Raw genomic sequence first — 17,239 nt, forward strand, 5'->3', positions numbered from 1 at the left:
AAACACAACCCGCTACGGGGGAGACTTACCCGAAATCTGATTTATTCAACAAAGCCGGTTGCTGCTGCACCATTGTGGACAAAGAACGTCTTTGACATAGCTGTAGAATACTCAAAGGATCCAGAATTAAGAACTACAGACACCCTCAACGTATATACGGTGCCTGATTTCAATATTCGAGCATCGATGGAAGTGGATGACAAAAAAACAGCCACATCTCTTGAAGTGCCCTTAAAGGTAACAGTGGGGCGTTATAACAACTCCACACGTAAAAGTGCATTTGACCGTAAAACAATGGGAGAATGGGACGTCACGATATACTCTCAAAAAAGTGTATACGGCAAAGATCCAGAAACAGGCCGTTATAAAACTACATACGAAAGAACTGCGCTGACTGAAGCATTGCCGGTCAATGATGCGGGCATTGTCGAAACCAAGATTAAAATTGAAAATATGGATCTGGGTAATATGCGTCTGGTTGGTGTGGCTAAGGTCAGATCGCCATTCTCTGATTTTGAAATGAAACGTGAGACCAGTGCTGTAGGCATTCGAATCTATAAAGGTGAGGAACTGGAGGGTAACCTGTCGAAAAGCCTTATTATCGGAAGGATCCCACTTAGTACTCTGGTAAGCTTCAAATCTGCCAGTACGGCTAACTCTGATGCACTCGCCCCCACCGAATGGCAGCAGTCCTCTGATAATGGTCAAACCTGGACCATGCTTTCCGACATGACCGGAAAGAGAAGTGTAAGTATCAAAAAGACAGAAGTAGGAAAGTGGCTTTATAGGGCAAAAATGACTAATAAATTCACATCCAAGATTTCCTACACAGATGCCTTAACGGTAGTTACCTACAAGCAGCCTAAGCTCAGTATAGATGTTACAGACATTCTTCAGGGCTCAGATATACCTGTAACCCTGCTTGATAACGATGAACCTATACCAGCAGGCACCGCTGAGGTTCTCTGGTCAGAGGATAAAGTCAACTGGGTGCAGGGAGATACAACTTACACTGTGGCTTCAGCTGATACCCTACCGTCTACGATTTATGCCCGGATGCGTTACCTTGATTCCGATGAACTGGCAGAGGAGTCTTCATGGAAGGAAACGTCTGCTCGGTTGGCAGCCGCAAAACCCAAGCGCCTTTCTGTCTCGGTAACGGGGGTTTCAAAGGTAGAGGTTGGTCAAAAAGTTACTTTGGAAGGTAAGTTCACGAACCCTAACAGTAAGTACCAGAATGGTAATAACGTAGTTGAAGAATGGAAAACACCGGATGGCCAGACATTTAAGGGCTCTTCACTGTCTGTTACCCTTACTGAGCAAATGTTGGATAAACAGGGATATGCTGCTTTTGAATACAGTGCATGGTTAGCGGACAATAAGGAGAATACGGTTTCTACCCGTAGAGTTTCTGTCAAATCGTGGGTTTATAAATTTCCCGAGATGAAAATAAGCTCCAAACTTAAATACGACATGGCACCGACCACCCTACGCGTTGCGTTGAGCGGTATTAAGGATGGAGACTATCCTGGTGTTACTTATTCCCGTGAATGGATCTACGACAAAGAGAATCTGGTAATCACTAAAGATGAAGGTGACACCAAAGAATTTACAATTGAAAATCCTGGCAAATATACATTGATGGTTGTTTTCAAAGATAACCGAAACAATGAACAGCGTATCGAAAATACCTTTGTTGTCGATGAACAAACGCCAATGAACGTTGAGATGACACCCAAGTTCTCTAACAAATATATGAGAGCTCCACTCGATGTAACCTTAAGGTCAAACATCAAGCTATCTCATTCGGCGGACTCGATAGATACGGTCACATACAAGGTGAACGGTGAAGTAATACCCAGCGGCAAAAATTATTGGGCTCAACTGATCTCGGGTTTAAAAGAAAAGAAATACGAGATTACAATTGATGTTGTTAGTAAACTTGGACAGAGAGGTTCAGCATCTGTTGAGTTTGATGTCGTTAAAAACGCAGTGCCTAATTGTACATTGAGCTACACGGAAACCAACCTAAGCTGGAGCTTTACCAATAAATGTGATGATACTGATGGAAAAATGGTTAGATATGAATGGTTCATCAACGGCGAATTAAGGAACGTTTTCGGTAGTACGGCTACACTTTCTAAAAACCTTAACCGTGGTAAGCAGGACATAAAAGTAATTGCTTATGATGATAGTGGAGACTTTGCAACACAGCACGTGACAGTTTTCGGACCGGCTGAAGAGGCAAGTAAGTCTGAAAACACTGTATCAATACCAAGCAGTGAGTAGTTAATTTTTAAATATAAAGCCGGGACATTATGTCCCGGCTTTTTTATACCCAATAATTGGACCTTTGAAAAATTAATGTCGGAAAGTAACTTTGCTCCAAAGGCATCTTTCATGGCCGCTAACAAAGCTGCGTATACATGCTGAGGAATTAACATTCTTATAGGTGAATATTAGGTTAGTTTGCAGACTTCCGAGCGTTGAAAAACATGGATAATAGTTACTTGGATAGAGGTGCATCTGCCTAGTAAAAATATTCTTCAGTGCCAGTGAGAAAAATATGAGCGACTACATACCTAAAAAGAGAGGGCTGCTTATACTGGATTGGTATGTCCCCCTTAATATTTTATTGCTGATTCTCGTTATGTGTGTCTTTTTCACCCGTTATACATTTGGATACGGTTTATTGAATGGGTGCCTGCCTGCTGATTTTTATATGATTGATCATTCGGATAAAAGTATTAAAACTGGTGAACTCATAGCATTTAACATGCCGAAATCGGTACGTTTTATCCCAGAAAATGAACGAGTCATAAAAATTGTTGCCGGTGTGGGCGGTGACAAACTTAAAGTAACAATGGATGGGGTTTATAACGGGGACAAATTTTTTGAAGCTAATGCACGTCGTATTTCGAAGAAATACAATATTCCGTCCATTTTGATTGAAAAAGAATTGATAATTCCTGAAGGCGAAGTTTTCCTAATTGGGCAAACCGATCACTCATGGGATTCCCGTTTTTGGGGAACAGTAAAGCTGAATTCAGTAATTGGGAAAACATATGCGATCTTTTAATGTAAATAAAAAATATTTACCAATACTTCCTGGACTTGCGTTATGTGCAGTTTTAAGTAATACAAATGCAAGCACTGAGTATCAACATGATGCTGACCTAATCGCTCAGCAAGCAAAAGGGCTTGGGGCACAGGCTAAAGGTGCACAGCAGCCAGATGGGGCTCTTAGCCTTGATGCTACGCTAAAATCACCAGATGTGCAGAAGTACATAGCGCAAGCTGAAGCACTCCAAAAAAACCAGGACCTGAGCAAGCAAATAAACCGTGGTTACGTCCCCGGTATGAATGCGGATAGTGTTCAAGCAGTTATAGACCATACCCAGGCTATCAGGGCCCAAAGTAATAACTCTGAAGCTGTCAACGATATAATTAGAAGACGTGATGAAATTCAAGAAAACGCCAGCCTTAATGAAGCGGCTCTGAAAGCTGTGGAAAATAAGCCGGAAGTCATGCGAGGACAATCTAAAAATATCGAAAAATTGTTTGGTTCCTCGGGCATCACAGCTGCTGACTTCGAAAGAAAAATGGATAGCACACGTGAAGAAGCACTATCAACTGAAAATGGAATAACGATCTTTGCTTCATTTAGCTTGCCGGATTATGTACTGGAAGACCTTCTACGTACGGCCTCAGAGCATAAAGCTCGTGTAGTTTTCAATGGTCTAAAGAAAGGAACTACTCGGCTACCAGAGACACAGGCAGCAATAAACCAAATGATTGTCAAAGGAAAATTTGAATCTCCTTTGATTACAATTGATCCTGATAGCTTCAGTCAGTATCAAGTAACTCAAGTACCGACAATTATTTCTAGGGAGCAAGCTCGTTTTGCAAAAATGGTAGGCTCCTTCAACGTTGAGTTTTTTCAGCGAGAACTTGCTAAAAAACCCGATCAGGATATTTTCCCGGTTGCTGGTACCACTTATCCCGTTGAAGAAAAGAGCATCATTAAAGAACTGGAAGAACGTGCACAAAAATATGACTGGGAAGGTGCAAAAAAAAGGGCCGTTTCTGACACATGGAAAAATCAATGGATGGTCGACCTCCCTCCTGCCCAGGAACACAAAGAATTTTTAATTGACCCTACAGTGAGGGTCACTCAGGACGTAAAAGATAAGCAGGGCCGTGTAATAGCTTCCGCCGGTGAGTTGATTAATCCACTTTCGAGATTTCCTCAAAACCTGACGATGATAATTTTCGATCCACTCAATCCGGGCCAGCTGGTATGGGCTGAGCAGCAGTATCGACAACGTCTGGGTAGTGGAAAAGTAATGCCAATGTTTACCCGTATCCAAAAAGATAATGGATGGGATCACCTAAATGATTTACGTGAAAAATTTAACGGTAAGGTGTTTAAAGTTAACGAACAGATCATCTCACGCTTTCAGATTAAAAACACACCTGCGCTTATAACTACTGACCAAGATAAATTCCGGATCACCCTGTTTAGCGAGGCAGAAGTCCGTGGTATCGGAGCCCCAAATCTTTCAGAGGAAAAATAAGATGAAACTCGGATTTATTATAGGCGCTCTCTTTGCAACATGGCTGACGCTAAATTATCCGGACCAGATGAGAAGTTATTTTACCAAAGCCGTCGACTATATCGAAAGTGTTGCAACATTTATTACATCCAAGTGAGCATGATGGTGAAAAAATTCAAAAAGTTACTTTTAGAGTTCATTGTAGCAGTTATGCTTTCGCTTTCTATACCGGGTATGGCTATGGCAGCAGATGCTGGAGTCCCTGGGGCTATGTGTCAGTCAGCTGGAGTGTGGCAGGGCTTGATTAAGAATATCTGTTGGAGCTGCATTTTTCCCATGAGGATAATGGGCATAGGGGCAGCTCCAGAAGGCGCTGCTCCTTCACGTCCGGGTTGCTACTGCACAGATCAGAACGGCGTACCGGAAATAGGTTGGCAATTGAGCTTCTTTCAGCCGGTGAAGATTGTTGAAGTTGTAAAGAGCCCCTGGTGCAGCCCCTTTCTTGAAGGCACGATGCTTCAAAAATCGCAGTTTGATATTGGTAAAAGCAACACAAATCAGCCAATGACAGCAACTGAAGCCGGATTTTACGATGTTCATCTTTGGGAGTTCCCAATCATGACAATGCTCAAATTACTGATTATTGGCGAGTGCACTGCTGAACCCTATATAGATGCCAGCCTGACCTATATAAGCGAAGTGGACCCTATGTGGGAAAGTGATCTGCTTACACTCGTCCTGAATCCAGAGGCAGTAGTTTTTGCAAACCCAATTGCCTCAATGGTGTGCGCTGCTGACTGTGTAGCAGTAACAGCAGGAAAGGATAATCTCGCTGCATACTTTTGTGCCGGATGCGATGGCAACCTTTATCCATTAACCGGCCACATTTACGCAAATGATGACGCTGTAAGGACGAGTTCACTGATAACCCAGCGTCTTCTGACTAAACTACATCGCCAGGGAATGCTGATGCGAACGATGGGAGCAGACGCAATGTGTGAGAAAACGTGGGAATACTTTACACCTCGTTCCCAGTATCGGCTTTCAATGCTTTTCCCAACTCCTGAGGCGAAAGGGCCGGATTGCTGTCATCGTCTTGGTGATTCGGTACATGACTGGTCAACCCTTAAAGGTGGGCGCAAAAAAATAGGCAATGATAATTATGTCTATATGTTGTGGCGTTACAATGACTGTTGCGTCAGATATATACCAGGCGCTTGATTTCTAAGGGTAAAAATAATGAAACTTAGAAAAACGATAGCTTCAACTATTATTGCATCAATGATTGCCAATACTATGAGTTGGGCTTTTTATATCTCTCTCATAAATATGGTAATGACTCCTCGTATTTATGCGGCAGACGCTATATTTGACCAGCTCGAAAGTAACTTTAATCTTGCTAATCCTAACGCAAATCGCAATGCGACAACCAGTGCTCAGGACATTGTTGAGAAGTACAAGAATGCGGATTCAGGCGAGAATGTCAGTGGGAAGATCACCGAGAAATACGTGGGTAAAGCCGAATCCGCTAATCTTAATCTCGGAAAGTATGGGGCAGGGAACTCAAATGAAAGTGTCATGAAAAATGCCGCATCCGATGGAAAGTCCATTGGTAGCGCCGTACAACTGCCGAGTATGTCTGGAGGGACAATCAATTCAAACTATACCAAGGAAGGGGCAAAGCTGCTCTCTCGGGATGCTAATGGCAACATTGGTATAAGCAGTAATCCCAATACTACTCCTGGAACCAAAACAAATACCGGAGAGATTTTCAGCTCAGAGCAAAAGCACAGCGATATTAAGTTCAATGCCGCAGATCGTTATGGGGATGAGGATGGCTTTGTAAACGATATAAAGAATCGGAAAAGCCAGTTATTTGATGCTCAAAGTTATGATGGCGTTGCCTACCGCACCCTCGTAAATGCTAACAAGGACAACCCGGCATCATCTATAAAGCCTAACGATCCCATGTTTACTGCGGGGAGAAATGAGATAACAAATGCTGTTGCTGGTACTGGAAACTGGCTTCAGAACTGTAATGTTGAGACCTCTAAAAAAACAGTAACCACACACTATCCTGATTACAAAGAGTTCTACTGTAACTCGCCTAAGCAAGATAACTTCAGCAGCTGCACGATAACCCGTGATTTTTCAGTCCCTGTTTACATTTCAGGCGGAAACGGAGACATGTCGATGTGCGGCGATAATTGTGTGCGTATATGGTTTGGTCGCCGTGATGACAACTACTGGAGTGACGGGGTATATGATAACGAACTGACATTAAAATTCCATCCGGATGCAAAATTGGCCTCAGCAAAGATTGTTAACGCGGAGTGGGATGACCACATGCGGGTAACACTTGATGGCACGCAGATTTTTGCTCACATAGATGGTGCATATCGAGAAAGTGACTATCCGGCTCCTAAGGGATCTTGGGAGTTAAAAAAATCGTGGAAACTCGACAAGGTTTACGATGTGACTGATAAGGTCAGAAAATCGGTGTATGAGGAGCCTGATCGAGAAGTGACAATGGCATCCAGAGTATGGGTTGGTGGGAAGGGTGAAGGGTATTTTGAGGTTGAGCTGACTTTTGAAAATATGAAGCTCGAAGATAAGCACGTCCAGGAACCAGCTGGTTGTTACGATGCTGTACAAGCTCCGAATACATTCTGCCGTTTCGATCGGTTTAAAGATATGGATGTTGGCACAAAACGGCTTCCGGAAAGCGTGCTTTCATTGGCAAAGCCTCTGTATGAAGGTGATAAAGGATTTCTTACCTGGAAGACAAACCTTGAAGGCTACTTTTGTGATCCATTGGCCAAAGACAAAATTTGCTCTTATGACGCTAGTGGAAAAATTATGAAAGACGCTAATGGAAAGGACCTCTGTTACAACTATGAAGAAATAAAGAGTATGCCTGATGCATGTAGTGCTTATAAAAATGATGCAGCATGTGTACTCGATAAACAAACATGTGCAGAGGGTTGGTTCGATGAGGGCACTAACAGTTGCTACATGTATGAACAGAAATACACCTGTGACAGAGGGAAGGATGTAGTTCGGGAGGTTGAATCTTCTACAAATGCCTGTGTTGGCATGATCCCATGTTCAGGTGGAACATGCGAAACTGGGCCAAAGGAAGAGAACAACGATTTTGGAAAAGTTGCGGCTTATTCAAACATGGTTCAGTACATGCAGGGCGAAGCCAAATGCGAAGACCCTAACGATGCCAATTCATGTTCCGTCTTTGAAGGAAAACCTGAATGGTGTGGTCGTTCAGTAGGCTTTGTAAATGGCCTGGCAAAGACGGACTGCTGCGAAGCACCACAGGGAACCGCAGGAGCACTTGAAGGTATCATGCTTGCCGGATCTATGATCAGAAACACAAACTGGACCAGAGTTAATGCTCAGCTAATAAAATGGACCGGCGGTGATACAGGTACATGGGCTTCTATGTCTAATGCGGTCGGAGAGTGGACTGCATCAGCTGGTAAAACAGTAGGGCAAATGTGGAACAACGTCACGAGCTCCTTAACGAGCGTATATGAAAACGTCGCTGGTAATCTAAGCAGGGCAGTTGGGTCTTCCGCAACTTCTGGAGGGGCAGGAGGTGCTGGCCAGTTGGCACAGGAAACAATGTCCAGCTTCGGTATAGGTCAGCTTAAGCAGATGGCAATGAAGAAAGCCTACGAATTGCTACCAGATACAGTTCGTGACTTTGTCTTTAAGAACGTTGCTACTACCGGAGGAGAGGTTGTCTTCTCGGCTGCGGTTCAAAACTTTATGCTTGCATTAAACGTGATCGGTTGGATTTATACAGCCTATCAGGTCACTAAAATGCTTTTAGAAATGTTGGTAGCATGCGACCAGAAAGAGATGGAAGCTTCTATTCATAAGAATCAAAAATCCTGTTTTACATTAGATACGGAACGATGCGTCAAATATCTGAATGTTGGTTTCACAAAGAAATGCGTTAAAAAAGCAACAGACATGTGCTGTTATAATTCCATGTTGTCACGCGTTATTATGCAACAAGCTTATCCGCAATTAGGAATAGACCCTGTCGCCTCTAATTGCGTGGGGCTATCAATAAAGCAAATACAGCAACTGGATTTCGATAAAATTGATCTGACGGAGTGGATTAATGATGCAGTTCAGGTAGGAGAAGTTCCTGATCAATATTCAAAATTCTCCGAAGAATCAATTGTGGAAAACTTACCATTCCAGAATGAGAACTATCAACTTCCATCAGAACGTACCAAGGAAGCAATGGGCGGTGAAGAAAATATGATAAAGGCCAGACAAGAAAATGCTCAGGCTATAAAAGAGGAAAATGTAGATTGTAGCTATTTACCTCGACCGGCCATATGTGAGGTAGGTTCAACTACGCTGGATCCGGTTACGGGCAAGCAGTTGCCGAAATATTGAAGAAGGGGCCGTTAGGCCCCTTTTTTAATTACTTGGCTTTCAATGTTTTTTCTGGGAAGCCTTTTTTACCGTATTCACCGGTAAAGAGGTAATAATCTTTTCCGTTGATGGAGGCTGCAACACCCCCTGGAGTTGTTGTATTTGGGCTATCAGAACGGAAAATGATACCCGAAAAATCAGCGCTTGTTTCGTTTCCTTTAAATGGGATGAACACATAACGAATTACAGCGTAATCACCAGCGGGAAGGTTTAGCTCAGGAATTTCGGTTCCTGTTGCGGGGCGAATCGCCTGAAAGCTGTACATTGAATCTGTAGGGAAAACATCAGCATCAGGCTTAGAGGGCAGATCACAGGTACTCCATTTATTGACGACTGCCATATCAATTTTACATGTGGCCAGAGCTGCTTTCTGTTTTTCAGGGTTGTATCCAAATGAGGCCTGAGTTGCTTTTGTATGCTCAAAAACATACTTAGCTCCCTCACGTACCAAACTTTCATCATTGTAAGGCAATTTTTTTGGATTGGGGACGAACACTAGGTATTGATTGACCTGGATGTATTCGGCGTCAGAAGAACTGTACAAAGAGCTGAGGCTCATGATCCCAAAACCTTTTAGACCGCCTGTTACGTAGCCCATCGAACTATTGATGAGATACTTAGAAAGAAAGTTGTCGGCATCCCCTCCAGGAGTAACCTCTTGCTCCTTAAAATTAACGTCGAAACCAGCAAACGAATAGGCATTCTTGGCGACAGAATCATTTGCATTAGCATGCCAGTACTGGCCGTGACTGTACGCATTCAGAGCGGTGCCTGGCGTAGTGCCGGTGTCACCGGCACAACCCGATAGGGAAAAACCAATGACGACAGAAGAGACCAGAGATACTAAACGTAAAAGTTTCATTTAAAGCCCTTTTTGTAATGTCTTTTGGAGATGGAACCATTATTCCATAGTCACGCGTTTCACAAACAACCTGATTGCATAAAAAAGGAAAAAAAGTGATTTCCAGTAGAACCAGCAGTACACAAGAAAAGCGCTTTTATAAAAATGTATAATTATTAAAACGAAGTAATGAGGTTGAAATGGGTAAGCCAACAGAAGAGCAAAGACCTGTTATCGAGAATGCTAGCGCAAACAATATGGTGATAGCAGCGCCTGGATCAGGCAAATCGTTCACCATGATAGAAGCGGTTATATCGATTCTCAAAAAGTATCCATATGCAAGAATCGGGATGGTGACCTTTACTCGCGCTGCAACAAACGCACTTGCAGCAAAGTTACAAAAGCGATTGAGCAAGAAGGATCTTGACCGGGTGCTGGTGGATACTTTTCACGGACTCGTTAAGAAGCAACTGGACATGATTCGCTGGCCGGGAAAGATGTTGATAGGGCCAGCACAGAGATCTGTCATTCACCGGGCTTTGAAAGAATCCGGTGTAACGATGAAGTTTGCTGAAGCTGAATTCGTTATTGATGCTATCGGCAGAGAAATGGATACGGATGTGATTTCAGTTCGGCATAACAGACAACAGATCCATTTGTTTAATACCTATCAGGCGTTATGCCAGAAAGACCATGTGGCGGACCTCAATGCTCTTTCAAAATTTGTTGTCGGTCAAATGCATTCGGGAAAAATGCGCACGTTAGATTTGACACATTTGATAGTAGACGAAGTTCAGGATACTGACTCTATACAATTCTCATGGATAGCATTGCATACAAGAGCTGGAGTCTATACGAGTATAGTTGGAGACGATGATCAGGCCATCTACTCCTTCAGATCCTCAGGAGGAGTCAAAATATTTCAACAGTTTGAAAAACACTTCAGACCTAACATATTTTACTTAAACACATGCTTTAGGTGTGAACCTGAAATTTTAGAGGTGGCCGGAGCACTGATAGGAAAGAATGTTTACCGTTATGCCAAAGAGTTACGCTCGGCAAAAAAGGGAGGGGGAAAGGTCACTTTTCGTTCATATGTAGATATGGAGGAACAGATACAGGGTATTTTAAGCCTTATAAATCAGGATCCACATGGATGGGCAATTCTAAGCCGCAATAATGCTCACTTGGATGAGCTAGAAAGTTTGATCGAACAGCCAGTAATTCGTTACGGAGGTAAATCATTCTGGGATGAAAAAGAAACAAGCGATGTGTTAAGCCTTATGGCCTTTTTCCGACAATCAAATGATCCTCGCTTAATGAAGAGAGTATTGGCATTGTTTGGAGAACAGGAATCAGTTTTGGATGAAGTGGCATTGAGTATGAGAGGAAGAAAAGTTACTTTTGGCGACCTTGCCATCCCGGAGGACAGTTCTCTCGAAACAAAAACATTACATTCAAACTTCGTGCGCTTTACCCAGGAAAGTTCTGATAAAGTTGAGATAGCAAAACGTTTCGCCAACCTTACGAAATGGATGGAATCGTCGTCAATCAAGATGAGGAGTAATAAAGGTACAGCAACCTTAACAAAAATTGCTTTAGACACTTGTAAACAGTGGGCAGAAAAGACTGGTTGGATGAATATGATAAATCGTGCTGCTGCAATGTCATTAGGCCCTAGGAAGAAGGACGAGGAATACAGCCCAGAGAAAGTAGTCCTATCAACCTTGCATGGTTCAAAGGGTCTTGAGTGGAATAAAGTAATAATAATGAGTTGTAATGCGGATCAGATACCAAGTAAAAGATCAGTTGGGGAGGAGGCAATAGAAGAAGAAAGACGTTTGCTTTATGTTGGATTTACGCGTGCAGAAAAGCAACTTTTTGTAATGTGGTATGGTGATCCTTCTTTCTTTTTAAGAGAATGCAGTGAAGAAAAGATAAAAGAAGCAGCTAATATTCGAATTTCTCCACTTTATACAGAATAATTCGATATGGGCATTTACTTATGCTTAAAGCTATAGTATAAAAACAATGAGCTTAAATATCAGCTCCCAAATTTGAGTAACTTTGCTTAAAGTTACTTTCGCGTTAAGCGTTGATTTAGCCGTGAAAAGCGGCCAGCTTAAACAAGCTGTAAGACACCACCGGCAAAATGTCACCTTTGTCGCTGGTGCACTTCCCATGCCTGCAAAAGGCAATCTGAATTTACCAAACCGTAACTAATTTAGCTCCTCCTGGGGCTATTTTTGTTGCGTACTTCTAATGCCAGATAGTATAAATCAGGCGGTTCATAGCTTACGGGAGATGAATGACAGGCTTTGCCTTCGTGTTGAAACAAAAATTTGTTTCTTCCTTCTTACTATATATAGGTGACCCCAAATGTCTAAAAATAAAGCTCGCAGTAAAGCCCTTCATCAAACCTTTAGTGAAATTATTCCAGAGATGGATAAGGCGCTAAACAAACAGCTCTTAGAAGTTCTGATGAAATATACAGAACGTGATAATGAACTGATTGTTATTTTGAATGAGGACGGCCCAAATATCATTGAACTTAAGTCTCTTAAGCCTGTGTCTTTGTTGGCCGAAAAGCTTTCTGCTTATTCAAGCTATTATCATGTGGATGTTGTGGAGCTCGTGGTCAAGAAAATTGATTTCGAAGGAGCTTATAAGCTTCTTAAAGCTTCCCCAGATGTACCACTTTTTAAAAGCTTAACTGAACTGGATAAATATCTTGTTGAGGAGTTTGAAAAATACGGATTAAATTCATTTCTTGACGTGGATAATCTGGATTACTCACTTGAAAAAGCCAGTGAACTCAAAAATGAGCAGTTAATAAATTGGGTTTCGGACATCATTTGCAAACGTGAAAAATTAACTTTACGTAAGCGTTTTGATGTCGCAGTAAAGGCCCACTACGAAAATGTAGAAAAAATGTATGATACCATTCGTCCGTTAATGAAAAAACTGGGTTTCCCAGAAGATCTCATGACGCACACCTTTAGTGAGTTAAGCGTTTTTGAAACTAAAGGATGGGACCATGCAATAAAATCGAAAATTGAGACTCTCGCTAAGCGTGAAACTCAATATTTAGATGATGCGGCTAAAGCAGAGAATCGACGTCTTGTAACAGAGAAGTTGGAGAACTCTTTAGCGATTGCACCAACTAAACCAACAAGAAATTGGTTACATATTGCCGGAATTGCCTGTTTGGTAGTCTGCACGTTCATGTATGTAACTAATAAATTTATTTAATCCTGTTAAGGGGGAACCCTAACGGGGCTTCTCTTTGAACAAATCGAGGAGCGGAAAATGTCATATCTTGAATATATCAATGAAGTAAAAGTGTCCGGGATAGTTATCAGTGCTGTGGAGAAAAAAATGACTGACCAGAGTATAGGTTTGTTAATAAAGCTCAAAAATAGGATGAAGACAGAAGTTGATGGTGAAATCACTGAGAGAGAATTTTCAGTTCAAATCAAGGTGTCGCCTGAAATGTATTCAACCTGTTTCACTGGTATAAATCAGGGTGATGAGTTGATGGTCTCCGGTTATATTGTTGTCGATACTATTATGATTGAAGGGAGAGAACATCCTCTTGACTACATGAGAGTGGTAGCAACAAGTAAGTTGGCTCACATACCTAAACCTCTAAAAGGTTTTGGACAAAGTAGCTTTAATCAGATCTGACATTAAACCCACCCTAAAGGGGAGAAATCCCTTCATGGGATTTCTCCTTTTGGAGTCCCCATGAAACAAAAATTTAGGGCTACTGCAATAAGTAGTAATCAACTTAGTTTTTTTTCTATATTCGATATAGATGAAGATGAAATAACGCAAATAGTTGATTCACCCAAAGAGCATTTAAATGATGCATACACGTCCGGATTAAACTTTAAATCAGATGAAAGTAACATTTCTGAGATAAATTATGATTCTGAAAGGCGTGAAAATCACCTTTATGAAAAATCCAAATTACTTAAAAATCAGATTTTGCATACAATTAATTTTGCAGCAGAAACAGATTATCTATATTCGGTTGAAGAATATAACCCAGATTTGGGTGGTCTGGTAATAGAATGGACCCCTGAGGATGTGTATGTTGTTTTTCTATCCGCTATGGAAGAGTCTTTGGAAATCATTAAAGAACTAGTGTTGAGGAGAAAGTTATTCTTCAAAGATGACAATGGTAATATCACAGTGAATCCACTTTTAGAAGCTGAAACACGGTGGTATATGTCAAAATCATTTGAATACACTTGTTTATCTCATGGACTTGATGCATGTGAATTTAGAGCGGAATTAAAATCATGGCTCTATTATCATTCGCATCGTTCGATTAGTGAAAACACGAAATTAGCTGAATGCAGGAATGATGATGAAATCATTTTGCATGATTGCAATGACGATATGGGCTGGGACATCTTCTTTGATCAGGATTATTTAATGTCAGAAAAAAAACTGGCTGTTAAATGGACTGACAGGGAAATTATGGATGTTTACATAAAAGCTTTTAAATCCACATTAGAGTTGTTTGACGAGCTTGTTTCATGTGATCTGTTAACTAAACGAAACGCTTTTGGCAAGTTAGAAATAAATCCAATATTCGAAAATCATTTTGAATGGATCATGTCTGAAGCTTTTGAAATAGTGGGAAATCATCTTGGTTATAATGTGCCTCAAATCAGGAAACTGATGGCAACTATTTGCCAAATGAATCTCAAATAAAATGCCACTGGCAAACATCTGCCAGAGGGCGGTGTTTGCATTTTACCGGAGTTAAAAATGTCTAATGCCGCTATGAAGTTAAATGAAACATCTTCTGATGCTTATGAAAAATTAGAAGCTCTTCTTTCCCCGGATGTTATAAAGTTAAAACATTATGTGGATAAAGGTGAGTATCTTTTAGTTCTAGCAAAGGACCTTTTTGGTATTCCAGAAATGGATCCAAAGATGGCTGTGCCTGTTTTCAAAACTAAAACCTCGTATCGAGCTCCGCTGAACAAAGACTACATACCAAATCCCCGAATACTTGAACAAGTGGTTAAACTGCTTATCAGTCCGGATATAGATTTAAGTGTGTGTCTTAAAGGTGAGTCCGGTTCTGGCAAGACTGAAATGGTAATGTACATTAGCCACATGATGAATTGGCCGCTGACAATTAAGCAGATCAACAGCAATATTCGAGTTGATGAGCTTGAAGGTGAGCGCAGTCTTAATGGTGGTAATACAGGTTTTGTACACAGCGATTTGGTAACGGGATTTCGTAATGGTCACCTCATTCTTCTGGATGAAGTGGACAAAATCGATCCTGATACGGCAGCAAAACTTCACATGCCCATTGAACGTAAGCCCTGGTCACTCAGTGCTAATGGTGGTGAGGTTATAACTGCTAATGGCTACACGCGATTTATTGGTACTGCAAACACAAACATGAGTGGAGGCGCTCGCCGGTTCGTTTCTTCTCAACGTCAAGATGCAGCTTTTATAAAGCGGTTCTTGATAGTTGAAATGGAGAAGCCCGACAAAGTTGCTTTAACCAATGTGCTTACTAAACGATATAGCTCTTTGCCTTTTCAGGTCATTGAGAAGTTCGTAAGAGTAGCGATTGCAGTAAATGACTCTGGTACAGAAGACAGTGTGATGGATATTCGTCAATTAGTAGCTTGGGTTGGCACGTCGATGACGTTAAAAACCTTTAGTCTTCTTGACACTTTCAAAATAGCTTTTGCTTCTGCTTTACCTTTACATGTGGTCGATCTTGTTCTTCAAGCTATAGATCTTTCTCTTGGCGAAGACAAGGATAAATCGCTGGAGTATTTCACAGCAAAAAAGTCGAGTTAGATGGGATTTGTTATGAAACCTCTGATATTTGTATCTCAGAGTTATCCCATCTTGAATTTAGTGCGTTTTTAAGTACGGATGGTGCTGCTACCATTGCTATAGCAAAAAACGGAACTAATTTTACTGGACTTATGCAACTGAATAACGACTATTCTTTATTGTTTTATCATGATGGTAAAATAAATATGGAAGGTCTAATTAAAGAAATGGAATTAAAAGGTTATATGTATCAGGGAGCAATGGGCAATGATGATGTTGCCGCTGAGTTTCCCGGTATTCTTTTAATTGCACCAGAGAAGCTTTAATATCAACCCTATCGGGAAATCTTTCCCGTTGGGGAGGGTTTCCCCTTTTTTTTGGAGAAACCCATGACTTTAAATACTTCAATGCTTAACAAAGTATCTGCAAAACAAATCTCTGAGAATTTTGCAAAATCATATCCAGATTTACTGGAAGGTGCAGTTATAACAAAAATTGAAATAAGTGGCTGTCAAGGATCGCGTCGAACCGATAAAATCGATTTGTCTTATGATGGAGATGATATTACGGATCAAAAAAGCGTATCTAAAAGCGAAGTACGTTGGATTGACATAAAAGCCCTTAGCTTCAAAAGTACGATTACCAGCAGAATATCAACCCTTTGCTCACGCTTGTGCATCCGCTATAGCAATATGTGGATTTTACCAGTTTCCAGTATGGAAGAGTTTCTGGAAGGGGCCCAAGAGATTGAACGAGAGTTTCAGGCAGGTATTCAAAACGTTGTAGACAATTATGAGATGCATATTGAGGCTGAAAAAAATAGAAGCCCAAGAATGTCTTCTTTGATTGATCAGTTGAAATTAACTAAAGATGATTTCATAAAATCCTTTAGATTTAATATTGCTCACTTTATTCCTTTTACGCCTATTAGCGTTGAAGGTGATGAAACCCAGGACTACTATCAGGAACAATTGATAACAGATCTGGCAGAAGAAGCAATGAGGGTTTATGAAAAAATTAGTAAAAATAATAATTTGCGCTCAAGTACTATTGACCGACTGAAGCAAATGCAAAATAAGATCATTAGCTTCATGTTTATACATAAAGAGGCGGCAGTACTTGCAGAAGCTATAAAACACATAATGAATAATTTACCTAAAGGTGCCATTTCTGAACCTCGCGACGTTGCGGTGTTACAGCAGTGGTTTTATTTCATGAGTGATGCTTCAATGTTAAAGCGTATTATTTCAGGAGAGCAAAAGGTTACTGACTGGTTGGAATCTATTACCAGATCATTTAATCAAAGCTCACAAACAGAACCGAACGCGCTACAGAACACAGGTATTGAAGCTATTTTAGATTCAACAAATGTGTTTCAGGTTGAACCTGTCGTAGAGAACGATATAAAAAACAGCACGTTTTCAAACACTGATTCTGTAGCTGAACCTGAGAAATCAGTTTCGCAACAGGAAGACAATGCTGAAAATGGTTTTGATATCGAGCTCAAAGGCTGGTAACTGTTTGCTTTATTAAAAACCCCAGATGGGTACTTCAC

12 protein-coding genes and 1 pseudogene are annotated in these 17,239 nt (G+C 41.1%); 12 read left to right on the plus strand and 1 reads right to left on the minus strand.

The genetic code is table 11. The features are described 5' to 3' along the window. From ACOTX7_RS18390 to trhN, 5 genes and pseudogenes are all read left to right on the plus strand, one after another. Positions 1-2,289: pseudogene (locus ACOTX7_RS18390) on the plus strand (hypothetical protein); the annotation flags it as partial. Positions 2,290-2,566: 277 nt separating this feature from the next. Beyond that, positions 2,567-3,079 carry an IncHI-type conjugal transfer protein TrhF gene (gene trhF, locus ACOTX7_RS18395; RefSeq protein ID WP_001286760.1) on the plus strand — a complete coding sequence of 171 codons (513 nt, stop codon included), beginning with the start codon at positions 2,567-2,569 and terminating at the stop codon, positions 3,077-3,079. Next, a complete protein-coding gene (locus ACOTX7_RS18400) occupies positions 3,066-4,577 on the plus strand; it encodes a TrbC family F-type conjugative pilus assembly protein (RefSeq protein WP_001256132.1) in 1,512 nt (503 codons plus the stop codon). The genes trhF and ACOTX7_RS18400 overlap by 14 nt, the downstream gene beginning before the upstream one ends. A gap of 144 nt (positions 4,578-4,721) precedes the next feature. Beyond that, on the plus strand, positions 4,722-5,777 hold the full coding sequence (gene trhU, locus ACOTX7_RS18405; RefSeq protein WP_181231580.1) for an IncHI-type conjugal transfer protein TrhU: 1,056 nt from the start codon (positions 4,722-4,724) through the stop codon (positions 5,775-5,777). 18 nt (positions 5,778-5,795) lie between these two features. Then, positions 5,796-8,984, plus strand: a complete 3,189-nt coding sequence (trhN, locus tag ACOTX7_RS18410; protein ID WP_000776701.1) for an IncHI-type conjugal transfer protein TrhN — start codon at positions 5,796-5,798, stop codon at positions 8,982-8,984. A 28-nt stretch (positions 8,985-9,012) separates the two neighbouring features. On the opposite strand, the gene ACOTX7_RS18415 is transcribed toward trhN, so the two are convergent. Continuing rightward, positions 9,013-9,885: a hypothetical protein gene (locus tag ACOTX7_RS18415; RefSeq protein WP_000771834.1), complete on the minus strand. Its 873-nt coding sequence runs from the start codon at positions 9,883-9,885 to the stop codon at positions 9,013-9,015. A gap of 179 nt (positions 9,886-10,064) precedes the next feature. On the opposite strand from ACOTX7_RS18415, the gene trhI reads away from it, so the two are divergent. The 7 genes from trhI to ACOTX7_RS18450 all read left to right on the plus strand — a co-directional run bounded on the left by trhI (position 10,065) and on the right by ACOTX7_RS18450 (position 17,201). After that, complete coding sequence (gene trhI / locus ACOTX7_RS18420; protein ID WP_000517885.1) at positions 10,065-11,849, plus strand: IncHI-type conjugal transfer helicase TrhI; 1,785 nt, start codon at positions 10,065-10,067, stop codon at positions 11,847-11,849. Positions 11,850-12,243: 394 nt separating this feature from the next. Beyond that, positions 12,244-13,116, plus strand: coding sequence for a hypothetical protein (locus tag ACOTX7_RS18425; protein ID WP_000041927.1), 873 nt, complete (start codon positions 12,244-12,246; stop codon positions 13,114-13,116). Positions 13,117-13,173: 57 nt separating this feature from the next. Next, positions 13,174-13,551 carry a hypothetical protein gene (locus ACOTX7_RS18430; protein WP_000120822.1) on the plus strand — a complete coding sequence of 126 codons (378 nt, stop codon included), beginning with the start codon at positions 13,174-13,176 and terminating at the stop codon, positions 13,549-13,551. 60 nt (positions 13,552-13,611) lie between these two features. After that, a complete protein-coding gene (locus tag ACOTX7_RS18435) occupies positions 13,612-14,589 on the plus strand; it encodes a hypothetical protein (RefSeq protein ID WP_000810361.1) in 978 nt (325 codons plus the stop codon). Positions 14,590-14,646: 57 nt separating this feature from the next. Then, a complete protein-coding gene (locus tag ACOTX7_RS18440; RefSeq protein ID WP_000063335.1) occupies positions 14,647-15,705 on the plus strand; it encodes an ATP-binding protein in 1,059 nt (352 codons plus the stop codon). A 131-nt stretch (positions 15,706-15,836) separates the two neighbouring features. Continuing rightward, entirely contained in the window at positions 15,837-16,010 is a 174-nt protein-coding gene (locus ACOTX7_RS18445; protein WP_001176645.1) for a hypothetical protein, read from the plus strand. Between the two features lie 63 nt (positions 16,011-16,073). Beyond that, positions 16,074-17,201 (plus strand): DUF3150 domain-containing protein, encoded by a 1,128-nt coding sequence (locus ACOTX7_RS18450; protein ID WP_000174396.1) that lies wholly within the window; start codon positions 16,074-16,076, stop codon positions 17,199-17,201. Positions 17,202-17,239 lie beyond the last annotated feature (38 nt).

The organism is Enterobacter cloacae complex sp. IR5418 (assembly GCF_049238105.1).
GTDB lineage: Bacteria > Pseudomonadota > Gammaproteobacteria > Enterobacterales > Enterobacteriaceae > Enterobacter > Enterobacter hormaechei.

What these genes read in the sequence shown, in the direction of transcription:
- trhF (WP_001286760.1), top strand. Translation starts at nt 2,567, where the DNA reads ATGAGCGACTACATACCTAAAAAGAGAGGGCTGCTTATACTGGATTGG.
- ACOTX7_RS18400 (WP_001256132.1), top strand. Translation starts at nt 3,066, where the DNA reads ATGCGATCTTTTAATGTAAATAAAAAATATTTACCAATACTTCCTGGA.
- trhN (WP_000776701.1), top strand. Translation starts at nt 5,796, where the DNA reads ATGAAACTTAGAAAAACGATAGCTTCAACTATTATTGCATCAATGATT.
- ACOTX7_RS18415 (WP_000771834.1), bottom strand. Translation starts at nt 9,885, where the DNA reads ATGAAACTTTTACGTTTAGTATCTCTGGTCTCTTCTGTCGTCATTGGT.
- trhI (WP_000517885.1), top strand. Translation starts at nt 10,065, where the DNA reads ATGGGTAAGCCAACAGAAGAGCAAAGACCTGTTATCGAGAATGCTAGC.
- ACOTX7_RS18425 (WP_000041927.1), top strand. Translation starts at nt 12,244, where the DNA reads ATGTCTAAAAATAAAGCTCGCAGTAAAGCCCTTCATCAAACCTTTAGT.
- ACOTX7_RS18430 (WP_000120822.1), top strand. Translation starts at nt 13,174, where the DNA reads ATGTCATATCTTGAATATATCAATGAAGTAAAAGTGTCCGGGATAGTT.
- ACOTX7_RS18435 (WP_000810361.1), top strand. Translation starts at nt 13,612, where the DNA reads ATGAAACAAAAATTTAGGGCTACTGCAATAAGTAGTAATCAACTTAGT.
- ACOTX7_RS18440 (WP_000063335.1), top strand. Translation starts at nt 14,647, where the DNA reads ATGTCTAATGCCGCTATGAAGTTAAATGAAACATCTTCTGATGCTTAT.
- ACOTX7_RS18445 (WP_001176645.1), top strand. Translation starts at nt 15,837, where the DNA reads ATGCAACTGAATAACGACTATTCTTTATTGTTTTATCATGATGGTAAA.
- ACOTX7_RS18450 (WP_000174396.1), top strand. Translation starts at nt 16,074, where the DNA reads ATGACTTTAAATACTTCAATGCTTAACAAAGTATCTGCAAAACAAATC.